Source organism: Zeaxanthinibacter enoshimensis (genome assembly GCF_004362865.1).
Classification (GTDB): Bacteria; Bacteroidota; Bacteroidia; order Flavobacteriales; family Flavobacteriaceae; genus Zeaxanthinibacter; species Zeaxanthinibacter enoshimensis.
In genome coordinates this window covers 128,099-145,614 of sequence record NZ_SNYI01000002.1, presented here as the reverse complement: position 1 = coordinate 145,614, position 17,516 = coordinate 128,099, and the positions used below count along the sequence as shown (strand labels likewise).

The 17,516-nt window shown below is 46.9% G+C and carries 16 protein-coding genes; 11 read left to right on the top strand and 5 right to left on the bottom strand.

Going from position 1 to position 17,516, the window contains the following annotated elements; genetic code table 11:
- Nucleotides 1-48 precede the first annotated feature (48 nt).
- The 4 genes from CLV82_RS06875 to CLV82_RS14945 all read left to right on the top strand — a co-directional run bounded on the left by CLV82_RS06875 (nucleotide 49) and on the right by CLV82_RS14945 (nucleotide 3,552).
- Nucleotides 49-1,161 (top strand): DUF3667 domain-containing protein, encoded by a 1,113-nt coding sequence (locus CLV82_RS06875; protein ID WP_133643597.1) that lies wholly within the window; start codon nucleotides 49-51, stop codon nucleotides 1,159-1,161.
- A gap of 9 nt (nucleotides 1,162-1,170) precedes the next feature.
- Nucleotides 1,171-1,557: a Co2+/Mg2+ efflux protein ApaG gene (apaG, locus tag CLV82_RS06870; RefSeq protein ID WP_133643596.1), complete on the top strand. Its 387-nt coding sequence runs from the start codon at nucleotides 1,171-1,173 to the stop codon at nucleotides 1,555-1,557.
- 86 nt (nucleotides 1,558-1,643) lie between these two features.
- Complete coding sequence (gene pruA / locus CLV82_RS06865; protein WP_133643595.1) at nucleotides 1,644-3,275, top strand: L-glutamate gamma-semialdehyde dehydrogenase; 1,632 nt, start codon at nucleotides 1,644-1,646, stop codon at nucleotides 3,273-3,275.
- 148 nt (nucleotides 3,276-3,423) lie between these two features.
- Nucleotides 3,424-3,552, top strand: a complete 129-nt coding sequence (locus CLV82_RS14945) for a hypothetical protein (protein ID WP_262708031.1) — start codon at nucleotides 3,424-3,426, stop codon at nucleotides 3,550-3,552.
- A gap of 3 nt (nucleotides 3,553-3,555) precedes the next feature.
- Here CLV82_RS14945 and rsmG read toward each other — a convergent pair whose 3' ends face one another.
- Nucleotides 3,556-4,191, bottom strand: coding sequence for a 16S rRNA (guanine(527)-N(7))-methyltransferase RsmG (gene rsmG, locus CLV82_RS06860; protein WP_133643594.1), 636 nt, complete (start codon nucleotides 4,189-4,191; stop codon nucleotides 3,556-3,558).
- Between the two features lie 108 nt (nucleotides 4,192-4,299).
- Here rsmG and CLV82_RS06855 point away from each other — a divergent pair, with 108 nt between their 5' ends.
- Together CLV82_RS06855 and CLV82_RS06850 are read left to right on the top strand one after the other, a co-directional pair.
- The gene (locus tag CLV82_RS06855) at nucleotides 4,300-5,403 is read left to right on the top strand and encodes a fatty acid desaturase family protein (RefSeq protein WP_133643593.1); all 1,104 of its coding nucleotides are present in this window, start codon (nucleotides 4,300-4,302) and stop codon (nucleotides 5,401-5,403) included.
- 12 nt (nucleotides 5,404-5,415) lie between these two features.
- Nucleotides 5,416-6,600: a pyridoxal phosphate-dependent aminotransferase gene (locus CLV82_RS06850; RefSeq protein ID WP_133643592.1), complete on the top strand. Its 1,185-nt coding sequence runs from the start codon at nucleotides 5,416-5,418 to the stop codon at nucleotides 6,598-6,600.
- Nucleotides 6,601-6,626: 26 nt separating this feature from the next.
- Here CLV82_RS06850 and CLV82_RS06845 read toward each other — a convergent pair whose 3' ends face one another.
- Together CLV82_RS06845 and trkA are read right to left on the bottom strand one after the other, a co-directional pair.
- Nucleotides 6,627-8,117, bottom strand: coding sequence for a TrkH family potassium uptake protein (locus tag CLV82_RS06845; RefSeq protein WP_133643591.1), 1,491 nt, complete (start codon nucleotides 8,115-8,117; stop codon nucleotides 6,627-6,629).
- Between the two features lies 1 nt (nucleotide 8,118).
- The gene (gene trkA / locus CLV82_RS06840; RefSeq protein WP_133643590.1) at nucleotides 8,119-9,468 is read right to left on the bottom strand and encodes a Trk system potassium transporter TrkA; all 1,350 of its coding nucleotides are present in this window, start codon (nucleotides 9,466-9,468) and stop codon (nucleotides 8,119-8,121) included.
- A 226-nt stretch (nucleotides 9,469-9,694) separates the two neighbouring features.
- On the opposite strand from trkA, the gene ubiE reads away from it, so the two are divergent.
- Together ubiE and porT are read left to right on the top strand one after the other, a co-directional pair.
- A complete protein-coding gene (gene ubiE / locus CLV82_RS06835) occupies nucleotides 9,695-10,423 on the top strand; it encodes a bifunctional demethylmenaquinone methyltransferase/2-methoxy-6-polyprenyl-1,4-benzoquinol methylase UbiE (protein WP_133643589.1) in 729 nt (242 codons plus the stop codon).
- A 2-nt stretch (nucleotides 10,424-10,425) separates the two neighbouring features.
- Entirely contained in the window at nucleotides 10,426-11,118 is a 693-nt protein-coding gene (porT, locus tag CLV82_RS06830) for a type IX secretion/gliding motility protein PorT/SprT (RefSeq protein ID WP_133643588.1), read from the top strand.
- Between the two features lie 10 nt (nucleotides 11,119-11,128).
- Here the strand turns inward: porT and CLV82_RS06825 are convergent, their stop codons facing one another.
- Complete coding sequence (locus CLV82_RS06825; RefSeq protein WP_243744163.1) at nucleotides 11,129-11,794, bottom strand: RNA methyltransferase; 666 nt, start codon at nucleotides 11,792-11,794, stop codon at nucleotides 11,129-11,131.
- A 141-nt stretch (nucleotides 11,795-11,935) separates the two neighbouring features.
- Here CLV82_RS06825 and tamL point away from each other — a divergent pair, with 141 nt between their 5' ends.
- Genes tamL through accD form a run of 3 tightly spaced genes read left to right on the top strand, consistent with a single transcriptional unit; the run spans nucleotide 11,936 to nucleotide 16,480 of the window.
- The gene (gene tamL / locus CLV82_RS06820; RefSeq protein WP_243744162.1) at nucleotides 11,936-14,461 is read left to right on the top strand and encodes a translocation and assembly module lipoprotein TamL; all 2,526 of its coding nucleotides are present in this window, start codon (nucleotides 11,936-11,938) and stop codon (nucleotides 14,459-14,461) included.
- Nucleotides 14,462-14,521: 60 nt separating this feature from the next.
- Nucleotides 14,522-15,589, top strand: a complete 1,068-nt coding sequence (gene fbaA, locus CLV82_RS06815) for a class II fructose-bisphosphate aldolase (protein ID WP_133643586.1) — start codon at nucleotides 14,522-14,524, stop codon at nucleotides 15,587-15,589.
- A gap of 30 nt (nucleotides 15,590-15,619) precedes the next feature.
- Nucleotides 15,620-16,480, top strand: coding sequence for an acetyl-CoA carboxylase, carboxyltransferase subunit beta (gene accD / locus CLV82_RS06810; RefSeq protein WP_133643585.1), 861 nt, complete (start codon nucleotides 15,620-15,622; stop codon nucleotides 16,478-16,480).
- A gap of 46 nt (nucleotides 16,481-16,526) precedes the next feature.
- Here the strand turns inward: accD and CLV82_RS06805 are convergent, their stop codons facing one another.
- Nucleotides 16,527-17,384 carry a hypothetical protein gene (locus CLV82_RS06805; protein WP_133643584.1) on the bottom strand — a complete coding sequence of 286 codons (858 nt, stop codon included), beginning with the start codon at nucleotides 17,382-17,384 and terminating at the stop codon, nucleotides 16,527-16,529.
- Nucleotides 17,385-17,516: the final 132 nt, after the last annotated feature.

Here is a 17,516-nt window from a genome sequence, read left to right as displayed (position 1 = left end):
CGTACACTTACGCTGACCTAATCCCTTATCCATTATAACCAACTGGGTATGACCAACCTGACCAAACCGAAGCGCGAAAGACATCCCATGCAATACAGGGGAACTGAATGCCTGAACTGTGGGCATCCTTTGGATATAAGCGACCGCTATTGCCCGCAATGCTCGCAGGCCAATAATGACAAAAGAAGAACACTTGCTGATTTTATAGAGGAATTCCTGGGCACCCTGGTCGCCTATGACTCCCGCCTTCTCACGACCCTCTCTGCCATGTTATTCCACCCGGGCAGGATGACCATAGAATACCTGAAAGGCAAGCGGATGACCTACACCAACCCATTCCGCTTCCTACTGAGCCTCAGCATCATTTATTTTCTTTTACTGAGTTTCACCAACGATTTCAGGAGCTTTGACAATGATGCAGCTAAAAGTGCCAAGGAAACCCTAGAAGAGGCACCAGGTCCAGACCGGTCAAATTCCCGCGGAGGTTCAGGAACCTCCGAGACAAAACCGGAAACCCTGCGGCTAGACAGCACCGGCTTCTTTTCCGAGAAGAACGATGCATTGATCGCTGCGGAGCCCGGCAGGTATTACAACGAGATAAAAGCAAAAGGATTCTGGGATCGATTCTTTAAGAAAACAGAACTCTACCTGGCACTGATCCGGTACGAGAACCCGGTAAACTACGAGTCACTCTCTGCCACACACCAGCTTCCGGAAACCTGGGACAACCGGGCCAGCTTTAGTCTTGCCCGCAGCTTTTACAGCATTGTCAAATACCCCGGCAGCTTTCTTAACGCAGTGTTGGGCAGGCTTCCTTTTGCGACATTTTTCTTCCTGCCGGTATTCGCTTTCTTCATCTGGCTGGTTTATATCAGGAAAAGATATACATACACCGATAATCTGATTTTCAGCTTCCATAATCAGACACTTATGTTTATCTTGCTCATTATTAGTTTTTTGGTGGATGAGATTTTTGGTATTTCCACAGCCGCTATTGCATTTCTTGTATTCTCCCTGTACCTGTACAAGGCTATGAGAACGTTTTACGGCGATGGAAGACTTAAAACAATATTAAAATTTCTGCTACTAAACACGATTTTTATAATTTTGTCGGGCATTGGGGCTCTCGCCCTGCTTCTGGGAAGCGCCTTCACTTATTAGAGACACGTCATGATCACACAGGTAACCAAAGGGATTAAAATTTCCGTGACCACCAGTTTTGAGGGAACTTTCTTTAAGAACTACAAGATGCATTTTGCCTTTGGGTACACTATCACTATTGAAAACCAGAGCAAGGATTCGGTGCAGCTCACCTCGAGGCACTGGAAGATCTACGACGCCCTGAACGATTTTGAAATCCTGGACGGGGAAGGCGTGATAGGAAAGAAACCTGTGATCAAACCAGGGGAAGCACACACCTATAGTTCAGGTTGTCTTTTAGCCTCGCCGATCGGGGCGATGAAAGGCCATTACAACATGGTCAACTTCAGTTCTACGGAGAAATTCAGGGTCTATGTACCCACCTTTAAATTCAGCGCTCCTTTTGCACTAAACTAGAAGCCTCCATTTCTAACGTTATAGTTTTCTATTCCCTACATGATTTAATACCTTTGCTGGAATTTTAATTAAAAATAACAGCAATTATGGGTAAAGGATTTTTTAATGTCCCGGTAGCAGTAAATGAACCTGTTAGGACATATGAGCCCGGGAGTTCCGAAAGGGAATCCGTACTTCAACAATATAAGGAATACTATAACGGGCAGGTAGAGGTACCACTCTACATAGGAAGTTCAGAAATTAAGACGGGGAATACCGCAGATATGGCACCTCCCCATGATCATAAACATAAAGTAGGGAAATACCACAAAGCCGAAAAGAAACACGTGGAATCGGCTATTTCAGAAGCATTGAAGGCAAGAGAAGCATGGGCTGCCCTTAGCTGGGAACAACGCGCTTCTATATTCCTGAAAGCTGCTGCCCTGATCTCCGGCCCTTACCGCGATAAGCTGAACGCTTCTACAATGATAGCGCAGTCTAAGAATATTTACCAGGCAGAGATCGATGCTGCCTGTGAACTGATAGATTTCCTTAACTTCAATGTGGAGTACATGGCGGAGATCTACAGCCAGCAACCCGAATCCTCTGAGGGTATCTGGAACCGCGTGGAATACCGTCCGCTGGAAGGGTTCGTATACGCCGTGACACCGTTTAACTTCACGGCTATTGCCGGTAACCTTCCTACCAGTGCTGCCCTTATGGGGAATGTTGTGGTATGGAAACCCAGTGACCACCAGATCTTCTCAGCTAAAGTTGTGATGGATGTATTTAAGGAAGCCGGGGTCCCTGACGGGGTTATCAACGTTGTTTACGGCGACCCGGAAATGATCACCGACACAGTTCTGGCCAGCCCGGATTTCGCCGGGATACACTTTACCGGTTCTACCACCGTATTTAAGGATATCTGGAGAAAGATCGGGAACAACATCGACAAGTATAAAACATACCCAAGGATCGTAGGAGAAACAGGAGGTAAGGATTACATTATTGCACATCCTACTGCAGACGCCCGGCAGGTAGCAACGGCTATCACAAGGGGAGCTTTCGAGTTCCAGGGGCAGAAATGTAGTGCCGCTTCCAGGGTATACCTTCCAAAATCGACCGCACAGGATATCCTTGACCTGGTGAAGAAGGATGTTGAGTCCTTTAAGCCGGCAGGGTCACCTGAGGATATGGGCAACTTTATCACTGCCGTTATTCACGAAGGAGCATTTGATAAGCTCGCCTCTTACATAGACCAGGCGAAAAAGGATAAGGATGCCGAGGTAGTTATCGGGGGCGGATACGATAAATCCAAGGGCTATTTCATAGATCCTACGGTGATCGTAACGACGGATCCGAAATACAAGACCATGGAGACCGAGCTGTTCGGACCTGTTGTCACTGTATATGTCTACGAGGACAAGGACTGGAGCAAAACCCTGAAATTGGTTGATGAAACATCTATCTACGGACTGACCGGAGCTGTGATGTCTGCCGACCGCTACTCGATCGCCGAAGCTACCAAAGTGCTGGAGAACAGCGCAGGGAACTTCTACATCAATGATAAGCCAACCGGAGCGGTTGTAGGTCAGCAACCATTCGGAGGAGCACGCGCTTCGGGAACAAATGACAAGGCCGGATCCGCACAGAACCTGTTGAGATGGGTATCTCCGCGACTGATCAAAGAGACCTTTGTTACACCGGTAGATTACCGCTATCCATTCCTGGGAGAATAAAGATCCCTGATACAGGTCTCAGGCCTGGATTATATTAAGCCTTATTATCCACGAGATAATAAGGCTTTCTTTTTGAACGTTATATATAAGTATCAGATTTTGTAACTTTAAGGAAAGCAACCAGAATCTGAATCTTAAATGAGATCATATGAACAGTCGGAAAACCAAAAAAATTCGCGTCTGGGGGATAACCTCCCTGTACTCCCGTTACCAGTTATGGCTGCGTAAGTACGTCGATCGCTGCAGGAGTGCATACTACCAGATGCTCGCGCTGTAAGCTTCAGGGTTTATATTTCATAGGCAGGTAGACCACTTTTTTAGTGTCAAAGAATGGCTCTTCAAAGTACTGGTCCAGGTTATATATCTGTGCTTTTTTATAAGGTGCCAGCTCCTCAGACAGGTCACCTCCTTTTAAATACAGAATACCATTCTTCAGTTCGTGGATGGATTGTTTGGCGATCCTGCCCCGCACCCAGTTCACAAAGGTTGGCATGGCTGCCACCGCACGGCTTACGATAAAGTCGAACTGCATATCCAGCTCCTCTACCCTGCAGTGCCTGGTTTGCACGTTCTGAAGACCCAGGCCCTCGACCACCTCGTCCACGACCTTGATTTTCTTACCTATCGCATCCACCAGGGTGAATTGCGTTTCCGGGAAGGCTATGGCCAGGGGAATACCGGGGAAACCTCCGCCCGTACCCACATCCAGAACTTTAGCGCCGGGTTTAAATGAAATGATCTTGGCGATCCCGAGGGAATGCAGTACATGCCTGAGGTAGAGTTCATCGATATCCTTGCGCGATACTACGTTGATCTTCAGGTTCCAATCCTGGTACAATGCTTCCAGATCCCTGAATTGTTGTTGCTGTGTTTCGTTAAATTGTTCAAAATATTTAAAGACTATATCCGCCTGCATGCTTACCTTTGTGTTTTTGGCAAAAGTACGACAATCAGTAAGAGATATTAAAAGTTTGTATTTTGCGTTTTATTATAAAGACCCCAAGATCTTTTAACAATACTGAATATGAAAACTTCACCTGTAAGGTTCTCCCGAAATGATTCTGCACAATTTTTCAGAACCCTCAACAGAAGGGTAAATGCCTACTTCAAAGAGAACCAGATAAAAAAAACCGGTAACTGGCAACTTCACCTGAAGACCGCGATTATGTTTGGCCTGTTCCTGGCCCCTTATTTCCTGATGCTGACCCTGAACCTCCCTACCTGGGCCAATATTCTGCTAACCATTACCATGGGTGTAGGAATGGCGGGCGTTGGTATGAATGTTATGCATGATGGTAACCACGGGTCCTATTCCAGTAAAAAATGGCTGAACAAGGTGATGGGGAGCAGCATCTATATCCTTGCCGGGAATGTCTATAACTGGCAGGTACAGCACAATGTACTGCACCACACCTACACCAACATACACGAACACGATGAAGACCTGGAAGCAGGACGTATTTTACGATTTTCAAAACACGCTCCCTGGCACCGTTTTCATAAGTTCCAGCACTATTATTCGATCTTTCTATACGGTTTACTGACCTTTAACTGGGCCATCACCACCGATTTCATGCAGATGTACCGCTACACCAAGCGAAAGCTGGCTTACGGGAAATTCCCGAGCCCGGTGGTAAACTGGAGTGTGCTGGTAGTCACCAAACTGATCTATATCACGATCTGGATCGTACTTCCGATGTTATTGATGGATATAGCCTGGTGGAAAGTGCTTATCGGATTCTTCCTGATGCACTATGTCGCAGGAGTCATTCTGAGCGTGGTCTTCCAGCTGGCTCACGTTGTCGATGAAGCTGAAACTCCCCTGCCCGAGCAAGATGGATCAATGAAAAACACCTGGGCCATACACCAGTTATTTACTACTGTGAATTTTGGCACCAAGAACAGGATCGTGAACTGGTTTACCGGGGGACTCAACCACCAGGTGGAGCACCACATCTTCCCGAACATCAGCCATATACATTACACAAAAATCGCCGAAATTGTGAAAGAAACGGCGAATGAGTTTAATTTACCCTACAACGAATACAAAACTACCAGAAAAGCTATAATTTCGCACTTCAAGCATTTAAAAGAACTAGGTAAAAGACCTGCATTACTGCACACCTAAAGTAAATACAGCATGAAGAACGCGCTTTCCGAAAGAATCACCAACATGGCAACCTCGGCCACCCTGGCCATGGCTGCAAAAGCCAGAGAATTAAGAAACCAAGGTAAAGATATCATCGGGCTCAGCCTGGGAGAACCGGATTTCCACATTCCCGATTTCATCAAGGAAGCAGCAAAAGAAGCGATAGATCAGAACTACAGCAGTTACTCCCCCGTGGACGGGTACGGAGACCTGAAGCAGGCGATCTCCAACAAATTTAAGCGTGATAATAACCTGGATTATGGTCTTTCACAGATCGTGGTCTCTACTGGTGCAAAGCAATCCCTTGCCAATGTGGCCATGGTAATGCTGAACCAGGGAGACGAGGTTATACTGCCAGCGCCATACTGGGTAAGTTACAGCGATATTGTAAAACTTGCAGAAGGGGTGCCTGTAGAGGTTCCCACCAGTATCGAAAACGATTTTAAGATGACACCCTACCAACTGGAAGCGGCCATCACTCCAAAGACCAAGATGATCTGGTTCAGCTCACCCTGTAACCCCAGTGGCTCGGTATACAGCCAGGAAGAGCTGGAAGGGCTTGCGGAAGTCCTGAGGAAGCATCCCGGGATTTACGTGGTCTCTGACGAGATCTACGAACATATCAATTTCAGGGGAGGCCATGTAAGTATTGCAGGGATAGAAGGAATGTATGACCGTACTATAACCGTAAATGGAGTCTCCAAAGCTTTTGCCATGACCGGGTGGAGGATCGGTTATATCGGTGCTCCGGAATGGATCGCCAAGGCCTGCACCAAATTCCAGGGACAGATCACCAGCGGGGCAAATGCCATCGCTCAGCGGGCCACCATTGCGGCCCTTGAAGCCCCTGTGAGCAAGATCCAGTACATGATAGACGAGTTTCATAAACGAAGAGACCTCATCCTTTCATTACTCGGGGAGATAGAAGGGTTTGCCCTGAATGTACCCGAAGGAGCTTTCTATGTTTTCCCTAACGTCTCCAGTTTCTTTGGGAAGACCCTTAAAGGCCAGAAGATTGAAAATGCCTCTGATTTCTCCCTCTATCTTTTAGAACACGCCAATGTTGCAACGGTTACAGGTGAAGCTTTCGGGAACCCGAATTGCATCCGTATCTCTTACGCGGCTTCTACCGACGAGATCAAAGAAGCTGTGTCCCGAATAAAAGCCGTTCTATAAAAGCATCCTGAATTTATTAATAGCAATCAGGTCTTTTTCCAGAAGTAAGGGGTAAAGAGAATAAGCACCGTGAAGAGTTCCAGCCTTCCGGCCAGCATCAGGAATCCACACCACCATTTGCCAAGTACCGGCAGGCTGTTAAAGTTACTCAGGGGATTCAGGGAACCGAAAGCAGGCCCAACATTTCCGAGCGAGGAAACAGCGCCACCTATGGCGGTTATAAAATCCAACCCGAGCAATCCAAGTACCAGGGCCCCGAGGATAAACAGCATCATGTACAAGGCAAAGAATGCCACGATGTTGTATACGATGTGCTCCGAAACTGATTTCTCATTGTAGCGAACCGGGATGATCGCACTCGGGTGCAGGGTTCTTTTAAACTCGAGCAAGCCATTCTTCAGGATCATGATATGCCGCATGATCTTGATACCCCCGGCCGTTGATCCCGCAGAACCGCCGGAGAACATCAGCACAAAGAATAAAATGGTCAGGAAGGGGGTCCATGCAGTGAAATCTGCAGTGACGAATCCGGTCGTGGTCACCACGGCGATCACCTGGAATGCAGCGTGCCTGAAAGCACTTTCCATCTCCCCGAAGATCATGGGATGGTAATCCGTGACCGCCATATTGGCCTTAAAGTGAATCACAATTGCTGCAAGCACAGTGACGAGGCCAATAAAAATCATGTACACCTTGAATTCCTCATCCTTCAGTACTTTCTGCACCTTCCCTTTAAAGGCAAAATAGCTCAACACAAAATTACTCCCGGCCAGCACCATAAAGAACATTATAATATACTGTATCAGGGGCTGATCATTCCAGTAAGCTATACTGGCGTTCTTGGTAGAGAACCCACCTGTAGACAGGGTTGCCAGGGAATGGTTGATCGCATCAAAGAAAGACATACCCGCTATTTTAAGCAATACAGTCTCGGCGACGGTATAACCAAAATAGATCAGCCAGAGCCTTTTTGCCGTGTCCGTGATCCTTGGATGCAGCTTATCCCCGCTTGGCCCGGGAGCTTCAGCTGCAAAGAGCTGCATCCCTCCTATCCCGAGCAAGGGAAGTATGGCAATAGCCAGGACGATGATCCCCATTCCTCCGATCCAGTGAGTCAGGCTGCGCCAGAAAAGGATGCCTTCGGGCAGGCTTTCTATATCATCAAGTATAGAAGCCCCTGTGGTGGTATAACCCGATATGGTTTCAAAGAATGCATTGGTGAGGGTGGGAATAGCCCCTGAAAACAAATAGGGCAAAACACCGGATGCTGACATGATCAGCCAGCCGAAGGTTACAATGATATACCCTTCCTTGCGGTTCACTTCTTTTTTATGACCCCGGGTATAGAACATCCCAACTACCCCAACCAGGATAGTGACTATCGCAGCGAGGGTAATATCCAGGGTCACCCCATCCTTATAGATCCCACTGACCAGTGCTGCCAGCAGCATAAAGGAGCCATTACAGAGTAACAGCAGTCCCATCAGGTGAATAATGATCCGTAGGTTCAGGTGCATATTACAGGAAAAGCTTTTCTATTTTAGGGATTGCCCTCGGAAGGCAGCAAACTACTACCCGGTCTCCCGGGGTGATCCTGAAATTACCCAAGGCAATGATTCCTTCGCCGTCCCTGATAACACCCCCTATAATGGCCGATCGAGGAAAATCCAGTTCCTTGATGATATTTCCGGCTACTTCGGATTTTGGTTTTACCACGAATTCCAGTATCTCGGCATTCAGGTTATTCAGCCTGGTCAGGGCTACCACTTCACCTTTTCTTATATGCCGGAAAATGTGATTTGCCGCCAACAGTTTTTTATTGATCAGGGTATCCACACCGATACTTTGTGAAAGCTGGAAGTAGTCCATGTTTTCAACCAGGGCAATGGTCTTTTTAATACTCCGGGATTTGGCCACCAGGCAAGACATAATGTTGGTTTCGGAATTCCCAGTGACAGCGATAAAAGCATCCATGGACTCCAGGCTTTCTTCATCCAGCAATTCCACGTTCCGGCAGTCCCCGTTTATGACCAGGGCATTAGGAAGAGCATCCGCTATTTCAAAAGCCTTTTCCTTACTTTTTTCTATCAGCTTAACATTGAAGCGGTTGCCGCAAAGGTCCCGGGCTGTATTAAGCCCGACCTTGCTGCCCCCCAGGATCATCACGTTCCGGATCTCCTCTTTCTTCTTTCCGAGTAGTTTGTAAAGTTCATCTACCCCTTTCTTATCTGTAATGAAGTAAACCTGGTCCTCTTCGTTAAAAACAGTGTCTCCCCTTGGAATAAGTGTATACTGCGTTCCTCTCCGCTGCATAGCGATAGGCATAAAGTGGAGTTCCGGGAAGATCTCGGCAGCTTCTTTCACCATTTTTCCGACGAAGGGCGCAGATTTTGGCAGGGAAACCCCGAGCATTATCAGCGCACCATCTTCGAACTCATAAGTGTCGTTAAAAGCAGATTGGTTCAGCAGTAACTGTATCTCCGTGGCAGCGAGTTCTTCGGGAGAGATCAGTTCGTCTATTCCCAGTTGTTCAAACTTGATCAGCTCCTTATGCTCAACAAATTCGGTATTAGATATCCTGGCGATGGTTCTTTTACACCCTAATTGTTTAGCCAGCATACAAAGGGTAAGGTTGGTAGTTTCTGAAGCTGTTACAGCGATCACCAGGTCCGAGCTGTCTATCTGGGCTTCCTGCAGTACGGAAACTGAAGTCGCATCCCCTTTAAGCACCCTGATATCAAGATGGCTGTCCGCATAAGCGAGGCTTTCTTTCCTCGTATCTATCAGGGTGATGTCCTGGGATTCATATGAGAGAAGTTTAGCCAAATGAAATCCTACTTCACCAGCACCTGCAATTATAATCTTCATTTACGAAATACATTGATTTTCATAAGCAGCGTCCTTCTTAAGGAGGGAATCTTGCGGTCGTGGAAATTCACCACGGGGCAACTGCAGAAAGTTTGGGACAAAATTACGGAAATTTCTTTTGGTTAAATCCAAATTACAGGCTCAAATTCCGATAGAGAAGTTGTACGGTAAAGTTTACAACAGAGAAGTATGCATTGTAGTATCTTTGCCAAAATCAAAGGATTAAATGGCTAAAAAAATAACGCCCTATAAAGAATCTGAACTTGGAAAAAAAGCCCAGGTACGCCAGATGTTTGACACTATTTCTGAGCGTTATGACGGACTTAACCGGGTGATTTCTTTCGGGATCGATGTGAAGTGGAGAAAGAAAGTGGTAAAGCTGGTCGCTGCCGCAAAACCGGATACCATCCTGGATATTGCCACCGGTACCGGGGACCTCGCCATCCAGATGGCAAGTACGGGAGCAAAGCGCATAGTAGGGCTTGATATTTCTCCCGGCATGCTGGAAGTAGGGAAAAAGAAAGTCAGTTCCAGATCGCTGAATGAGACCGTGGAAATGGTGGTTGGCGACAGCGAGGACCTGCCTTTTGAGGCGGATAGCTTTGATGCGGTTACAGTGGCCTTCGGGGTGCGGAATTTTGAAGACCTGGAGAAGGGATTGTCAGAAATATACAGGGTACTGAAACCGGGAGGAACCTTCGTGGTCCTGGAGACATCTGTCCCTACCAAGGCTCCGTACCTGCAGGGATACAGGGCCTACACCAGGTACCTGTTACCGGCAATGGGGAAACTACTTTCAAGGGACAGGGATGCCTATGCTTACCTGTCTGAATCGGCTGCTGCATTTCCACATGGGCAGGCCTTCAACAATATTTTAGAGAAAATAGGGTTTATAGGGGTGGAGAACAAGCCACAGACTTTTGGTGTGGCATCTATATATGTAGCTACCAAGTAGGTATGAAAAAACTTCTGTATTCCTTCATTGCATTACTGTGTTGCCATTTGTTGCATTCCCAGTTCAATGAAAAGCCTATTCTCAACCTGCAGAACGAAGACAAGAAACTTCTTAACTGGGGGTACTACCTTGGCTTCAACCACTATGATTTCAAATTTGAGTATAAGAATGATCTCCCAAATATCCTGGTCGACAGGTCTGCCGGTTTTAATGTTGGACTGATCGGGGAACTGAGGATAAACGAATTTACTGATGTCCGTTTTGAACCCGGACTGTTCTACACCCAGCGAACTCTGGGTTTCCCTGGATTTGATGAAGAAAGGGATGCTCTCAGGATCGTAAAATCAACCTATATTAATTTTCCATTACTTTTAAAACTGAGTACCCGTCGTATCGGGAACTGGAAACCGTTTATCATCGGCGGCGGTTACGCTTCCCTGAACCTGGGCAGTAACGAGGACAGCCTGGATGACAACAGCAGCGGTACTTTCCGGATGAAGAAGAATGTCTACGGGTATGAACTTGGTTTCGGGATCGACTTTTACACCGAGTACTTCAAATTTTCGCCATCGATCCGGGGGGTGTTTGCCCTGACAGACGAACTGGTCAGGGACGAAGATCCGAACAGTCCGTGGACCGGGAATATAGATGCCCTGAAAACCCGGGGTATATTCGTGAACTTCACCTTTGAATAAGACCGCGAACTCAGGGTCTTCTCATTTCATATAGTAGGATAGCCGTGGCAGTTGCCACGTTCAGGCTCTCCGCTCCACTACCCTCCTGAGCCGGAATACTGACTTTATGGGTAAGGTACTGTTTCACTTTTTCGGAAATACCATGCGCTTCATTTCCCATCACCAGGATACCTTCTTTGGGCATCGCAGCAGAATATACCGGTGTGGCGCTCATATAACTGCCGTAGACAGGGCAGTTTGCCGATGATAAATAAGCGCCGAGATCTGTATAACTGATCTTCACCCGTGCAATAGATCCCATGGTTGCCTGTAAGACTTTTGGATTATAACAATCTACCGTCTCCCGGGAACATACCAGCTGGTCTACCCCGAACCAATCGCAAAGACGGATAATGGTACCCAGGTTGCCTGGATCCTGGATATCGTCCAATACTACGCTGAACCCTTCATAGCCCGGGTTGTCTCCTGTACGCATATAAAAAACGGCAAGCCCTTTATTGGGGTTCTTCAGGCTACTCATCCGCCTCAGATCTGCTGCTGAGAGCAGGGAGACTTCCCCTGTGGTACCGGTGTAAAGATCAGCCTCAGTAGCATAGACCGAATGCACCTTAAGTCCCGAATCCAGTAAGTCCTGTACCATCTTCACCCCTTCGGCTACAAAGAGCCCGTGCTCCATACGGTTCTTTTTTTGCTGCAGGCTTTTTATAAACTTTATTTCACTTTTCGCAACCATTCAAATAATGTATTTTTGGTCCATATGAGCACCCCTCGGAGTATGAAAATGCGCTTTGCAAAAATAGGTTTATTATTGCTTTGCATGGCAATATCAGCCTGCAATACACTGAGAAGGGTGGATGAGGACGAATTACTGCTCACCCGGAATACCATATATGCAGATGACGAGAAGGTCATTGATGCGGATATCCGGAGCCTGATCGTACAGGAACCGAACAGTGCATTGTTAGGTTACCCGCTTCGGCTGAACTTGTACAACCTCGCTAAAGAAAACCCGGATTCTTCCTACCAGGCCTGGCTGAATGCCAAACCGAGGAGAGCCGAAAGACTGGCCTCCCTGCTTTCAGAAAAACAAGTGGCTCGCTTAGGAGAATCATTCCTGGTGAAAGGTTACAGTGAATGGCTCAAAAATGTAGGGGAGCCACCGGTGATCGTTGACACCGCAAAATCCAGGAAAACCCTTTTACGCTTGAGTTCTTACTACGACAGTAAAGGGTATTTTAATAATACTACAACCTACGAGATAGACTCTACCAAAAGAAAACAGAGAGCCGAAGTGGAATACAGGATCAGTCTTGGGCCGGGGTACATGATTGATTCCCTGGGGCAGGATATTGAATCGGCCGCCATTGATTCTATATACGCCCTTAATAAGACGGGATCTTTTCTCAGGGAGGGTCAGCAATTTGATCTCAGTAACTTTAACCTGGAAAGAGAGCGGTTAACCACTTTGTTCCGTAATACCGGGATCTATAATTTCCAGGAAAGTTCTATCACCTTCGACATCCGGCGTGACACCTCCCAGACCGATATCGATACCGATATGGAGGTCACTATGAATATTGAAAACCTGAGGCAAAGGGGAGACACTTCGAGTACGAGAACCACCTACAAGGTTCATCGACTGGAAAAAGTGAATATCTACGCAGATTATGGTCCCGAAATGGTCGGTTCAGAACTGCAGTCCGTTGATTACGATAATTACACCATCTATTTCCAGGATAAATTAAAATATAAACCCAAAGCACTGACCGACGCTGTATTCCTGGCCAAGGATAGTGTATACCGGGAAATAGACCAATTGCGAACTTACAGGCAGATCTCTAACCTCAACACCTTTAAGTACCCCAATATCGAGTTGGTCCAGGACAGCACCAGGACTAAACTGACCACCAACATCTACCTCTCCCCGCGACCCAAATATTCCCTGGGGGTCGATTTTGATATTACCCATTCCAATATCCAGCGACTGGGGGTAGGATTCAGTACCAGCCTTATCTCCAGGAATATATTCGGCGGGGCCGAAACACTCAGTCTGTCGGCAAGAGGAACCTTTGGCCTGCTCAGTGATGAATCCCTGCCTGAAGACTATTTTTCCGAATGGGGTGGAGACATCAACCTGCTTTTTCCCAGGATCTGGTTCCCGGTCTTTGACACCAAGAAGATCATACCTTATTATATGCTGCCACAGACGAGGATCTCGGCGGGAAGCAGTTTCCAGAAGAACATCGGACTGGATAAGCAAACCTTTAATACCATCTTCGGGTATAACTGGACTCCTTCCACTTTCCGGAAACACGCCCTTGAACTTCTGAACATACAGTTTGTCCGGAACGTGAACCCCGACCGATTCTTTAATGTATATACCAGCACCTATAACAGGCTCGACGATATCGCGGACGACTTCCAGGATGATCCTACCCTGTCCGAATTTTTCGAGGAAACGAACACCCCTGGAGATCCCAGGCTGATCATTCCCGCGGGCACCAGGGGTTTCATCCAGGCGGTGGCAGCTGGTGATATAAATGTAAGCAGGGAACAGCAACTGGAGGTAAACCGGATAGAGGAACGGAGGGAGCGATTGACGGAGAACAATCTTATCTTTACCAGTAACTATACCTATTCCAGGAATAACCGGGCAGGACTCACCGATAATAACTTCTACCAGCTGCGGCTTAAATTTGAAAGCGCAGGTAACTTGTTGTCCGGTATTGCCAATTTCATTCCTTTTGACAAGAATGATTCCGGCAACCAGCTTGTGTTCGGGGTTCCTTATTCCCAGTATATGAAGACCGAAGTGGATTACATCAAACACTGGGAACTGGCAGGTGAGGATGTCCTGGCCTTCAGGACCTTTGTTGGCCTGGCGGTCCCTTACGGCAACTCTAACAGCATCCCTTTTGTCCGCAGCTACTTCGCAGGAGGATCTAATGACAACAGGGCGTGGAATCCCTACTCCCTTGGTCCCGGCAGAACGCAAACCCTGAACGAGTTCAACGAAGCGAACTTCAAGATAGCGATGAACCTTGAATATCGCTTCCCCCTCGTTGGCAACATAAAAGGTGCCTTGTTTGCAGATGCGGGGAATATCTGGAACCTCTGGGACAACGTGGATGACCCGGCAGCCACCTTTAACGGGCTGGAATCACTGGAAGACACTGCGCTGGGAACCGGTTTCGGTCTGCGATACGATTTTACATATTTCGTGTTCAGGCTGGATTACGGGTTTAAAACATATAACCCTGCCCTGGAACCGGGTAGCCGCTGGTTCAGCCAGTATAATTTTGCCAACGGGGAACTTCAAATAGGGATTAACTATCCTTTTTAAACCTAATTATTTTATTACTTTTGCCCCAATCAGGACTTATTAACTACTAGATAAAATACTATGTCTCATTCCATAAAACCAGGAGTTGCCACCGGTGACGAAGTACAGGAGATCTTCCGGTATGCCAAAGAAAAGAACTTTGCACTGCCTGCAGTAAACGTGATCGGGTCAGATACCATCAATGCTGTCATGGAGACTGCCGCGAGCCTGAATGCTCCGGTAATCATCCAGTTCTCTAACGGGGGTGCCCAGTTCAATGCGGGTAAAGGCTTGTCTAACGAAGGGCAGCAGGCAGCCATCTTAGGAGCGGTTGCAGGTGCCAAGCATATTCACCAGTTAGCGGAAGCCTATGGTGCTACAGTCATTCTGCACACGGATCACTGTGCCAAGAAGTTACTTCCCTGGATTGACGGCCTGCTGGATGCAAGTGAAAAGCATTTCAAGGAGACAGGAAAATCTTTGTTCAGTTCGCATATGATCGATCTTTCCGAGGAGCCCCTGGAAGAAAATATCGCTATCTGCAAGGAATACCTGGAGAGGATGAGCAAAATGAATATGACCCTGGAAATAGAACTGGGTATAACCGGCGGTGAAGAAGACGGGGTGGATAACACAGACGTTGATGATTCTAAATTATATACCCAACCGGAAGAAGTGGCTTATGCTTACGAAGAACTTTCTAAAGTAAGTCCTCGTTTTACCATTGCGGCTGCTTTCGGAAACGTACACGGTGTCTACAAACCGGGGAACGTGAAACTTACTCCTAAGATCCTGAAGAATTCCCAAGAATACGTTACCGAGAAATACAACGTAGGACACAACCATATCGACTTCGTATTTCACGGCGGATCCGGCTCTACCGTAGAGGAGATCAGGGAAGCCATAGGTTACGGGGTGATCAAGATGAACATCGATACCGATCTTCAGTACGCCTTCCTCGCTGGAGTAAGGGACTATGTACAGAAGAACAGCGATTATCTTCAAAGCCAGATCGGGAACCCCGATGGGGAAGATTCACCGAACAAAAAATACTACGATCCAAGGGTTTGGCTCAGGGAAGGTGAAAAATCTTTCAGTGCCCGTTTAAAAAAGGCCTTTGAAGACCTGAACAACATTAACACCTTATAAGGTTCCTAATACCCCTAAACAAGACATCTTATGACAGCTTGGTTCAAACGTAAGGAAAAAGGAATTCAGACTGCAACAGAGCAGAAAAAAGATACCAAAAAAGGACTTTGGTATAAATCCCCTACAGGAAAGATCGTTGAATCTGAGGAGTTGGCAAAGAATTTCTATGTCAGCCCTGAAGATGATTACCACGTGCGTATCGGGAGTAAGGAATATTTCCAGATCATCTTTGATGATAATAAGTTCAAGGAACTTGATGAAAAACTCACTTCAAAAGATCCTTTAAAATTCGTCGATACAAAATCCTATTCAGACCGTCTGGAATCTGCAATGAAGAAAACCGGGCTTAAGGATGCGGTGCGTACCGCTGTGGGAAAATCACAGGGTAAAGACCTGGTCGTTGCCTGTATGGACTTCAGTTTTATCGGGGGATCCATGGGAAGTGTGGTAGGTGAAAAGATCGCCAGGGCGATCGATTATTCCATCAAGAAGAAAATACCATTCCTGATGATCTCAAAATCGGGAGGTGCAAGGATGATGGAGGCCGCTTTATCGCTGATGCAATTAGCGAAGACCTCTGCTAAACTGGCTCAGCTGGCAGAAGCAAAGATCCCGTACATCTCTTTATGTACCGACCCTACAACGGGAGGAACTACTGCTTCCTATGCTATGCTGGGAGACATTAACATTTCAGAACCAGGAGCTTTGATCGGTTTTGCCGGACCCAGGGTAGTAAAAGAGGCTACCGGGAAGGAATTACCCGAAGGTTTCCAGACTGCAGAATTTGTCCTGGAACACGGTTTCCTGGATTTCATATGTCACCGGAGAGACCTTAAAAAGAAGGTCAATCTTTATATAGACCTTATCGAGAACAATCCTGTTCGCAAATAAGAAAAGGCCCTGCTAAAAACAGGGCCTTCTTTTTTTCCAAATTTACTTAGCGTTTAAACCTTCTCAGGTAGATCTCCTCACTCTCCCCGTCAGGGTAGGTAATAACACCGATGGCATCGCATTCTCCTGATCCAAAATCCAGGGATGCTGTCTTGTCATTCCGTGAGATCTCCAGTACTCCGCTTACCAGGAAGCGGCAGGAAAGCTCCCTTCTCAATGGGCTGATCACTTCTTTCTGGAAGGTATTACCCTGAGGACCTGTAAAAGTTCTCTTCCCCGTGATGAGGAACACATTGTCGCCCCAGAATCCACTGCCGTAGCCTTCTATCCATTCCCGTGTACGTTCTCCTTCAAAGGAAGCAGTAGCACCGTCAGGCCAGGTCGCGCTGAAGCCGGCTTCGGCGTCAGATTGTGGATTCCCATTCTCATTAGCTCGGACCCGTAGTACAGAGGCACTGCCGCTTACTGCCACCCCGTTAAAGGTGAAATTCTCCAGCGAAAGAGAAAGGGTTTTGGAAGGAACGTCCATATCCTTGGCATAACTCAGGTAGATTATGCCACTGAGGAAATTCCCATTGGGCAGTTCACAACCTTCGCCAAAATCGATGGTCTTTGTCTTTGTATTACCAGTGATCACTGTAGTGATGGTAACACATATGGGCAGGAAACCGGTATTGTAACTGCCTTTGGACCCGGCCTGGATCTCATCGGTGGAATACACTTCTTCCCCAATGTTCAGTACTTCTTCCGAAATCAATTCCGATTCGTCAGAAATTTGTAATTCGGCCACTTCAAATTGCTCCTCCTCTACTTCAGGAGATGCTTCTTTACTACAGGACTGCATGATGGTAATTGCCAGCAGGACCATTCCTGTGATGTTCAAGGTTTTAAGACTTCTTTTCATTGTAACAATTTTTTAACATTTCAATAATAGGACGATGCGAAAAGAAAAAGGTTTAATTTTGCGTTTCAAAAATCGATGAGTGGTGCGTCTATTCTAAAATTATTACTATCTTTGCCGCTCGATTGAAAATCA

What these genes read in the sequence shown, in the direction of transcription:
- CLV82_RS06875 (WP_133643597.1), top strand. Translation starts at nt 49, where the DNA reads ATGACCAACCTGACCAAACCGAAGCGCGAAAGACATCCCATGCAATAC.
- apaG (WP_133643596.1), top strand. Translation starts at nt 1,171, where the DNA reads ATGATCACACAGGTAACCAAAGGGATTAAAATTTCCGTGACCACCAGT.
- pruA (WP_133643595.1), top strand. Translation starts at nt 1,644, where the DNA reads ATGGGTAAAGGATTTTTTAATGTCCCGGTAGCAGTAAATGAACCTGTT.
- CLV82_RS14945 (WP_262708031.1), top strand. Translation starts at nt 3,424, where the DNA reads ATGAACAGTCGGAAAACCAAAAAAATTCGCGTCTGGGGGATAACCTCC.
- rsmG (WP_133643594.1), bottom strand. Translation starts at nt 4,191, where the DNA reads ATGCAGGCGGATATAGTCTTTAAATATTTTGAACAATTTAACGAAACA.
- CLV82_RS06855 (WP_133643593.1), top strand. Translation starts at nt 4,300, where the DNA reads ATGAAAACTTCACCTGTAAGGTTCTCCCGAAATGATTCTGCACAATTT.
- CLV82_RS06850 (WP_133643592.1), top strand. Translation starts at nt 5,416, where the DNA reads ATGAAGAACGCGCTTTCCGAAAGAATCACCAACATGGCAACCTCGGCC.
- CLV82_RS06845 (WP_133643591.1), bottom strand. Translation starts at nt 8,117, where the DNA reads ATGCACCTGAACCTACGGATCATTATTCACCTGATGGGACTGCTGTTA.
- trkA (WP_133643590.1), bottom strand. Translation starts at nt 9,468, where the DNA reads ATGAAGATTATAATTGCAGGTGCTGGTGAAGTAGGATTTCATTTGGCT.
- ubiE (WP_133643589.1), top strand. Translation starts at nt 9,695, where the DNA reads ATGGCTAAAAAAATAACGCCCTATAAAGAATCTGAACTTGGAAAAAAA.
- porT (WP_133643588.1), top strand. Translation starts at nt 10,426, where the DNA reads ATGAAAAAACTTCTGTATTCCTTCATTGCATTACTGTGTTGCCATTTG.
- CLV82_RS06825 (WP_243744163.1), bottom strand. Translation starts at nt 11,794, where the DNA reads ATGGAGCACGGGCTCTTTGTAGCCGAAGGGGTGAAGATGGTACAGGAC.
- tamL (WP_243744162.1), top strand. Translation starts at nt 11,936, where the DNA reads ATGGCAATATCAGCCTGCAATACACTGAGAAGGGTGGATGAGGACGAA.
- fbaA (WP_133643586.1), top strand. Translation starts at nt 14,522, where the DNA reads ATGTCTCATTCCATAAAACCAGGAGTTGCCACCGGTGACGAAGTACAG.
- accD (WP_133643585.1), top strand. Translation starts at nt 15,620, where the DNA reads ATGACAGCTTGGTTCAAACGTAAGGAAAAAGGAATTCAGACTGCAACA.
- CLV82_RS06805 (WP_133643584.1), bottom strand. Translation starts at nt 17,384, where the DNA reads ATGAAAAGAAGTCTTAAAACCTTGAACATCACAGGAATGGTCCTGCTG.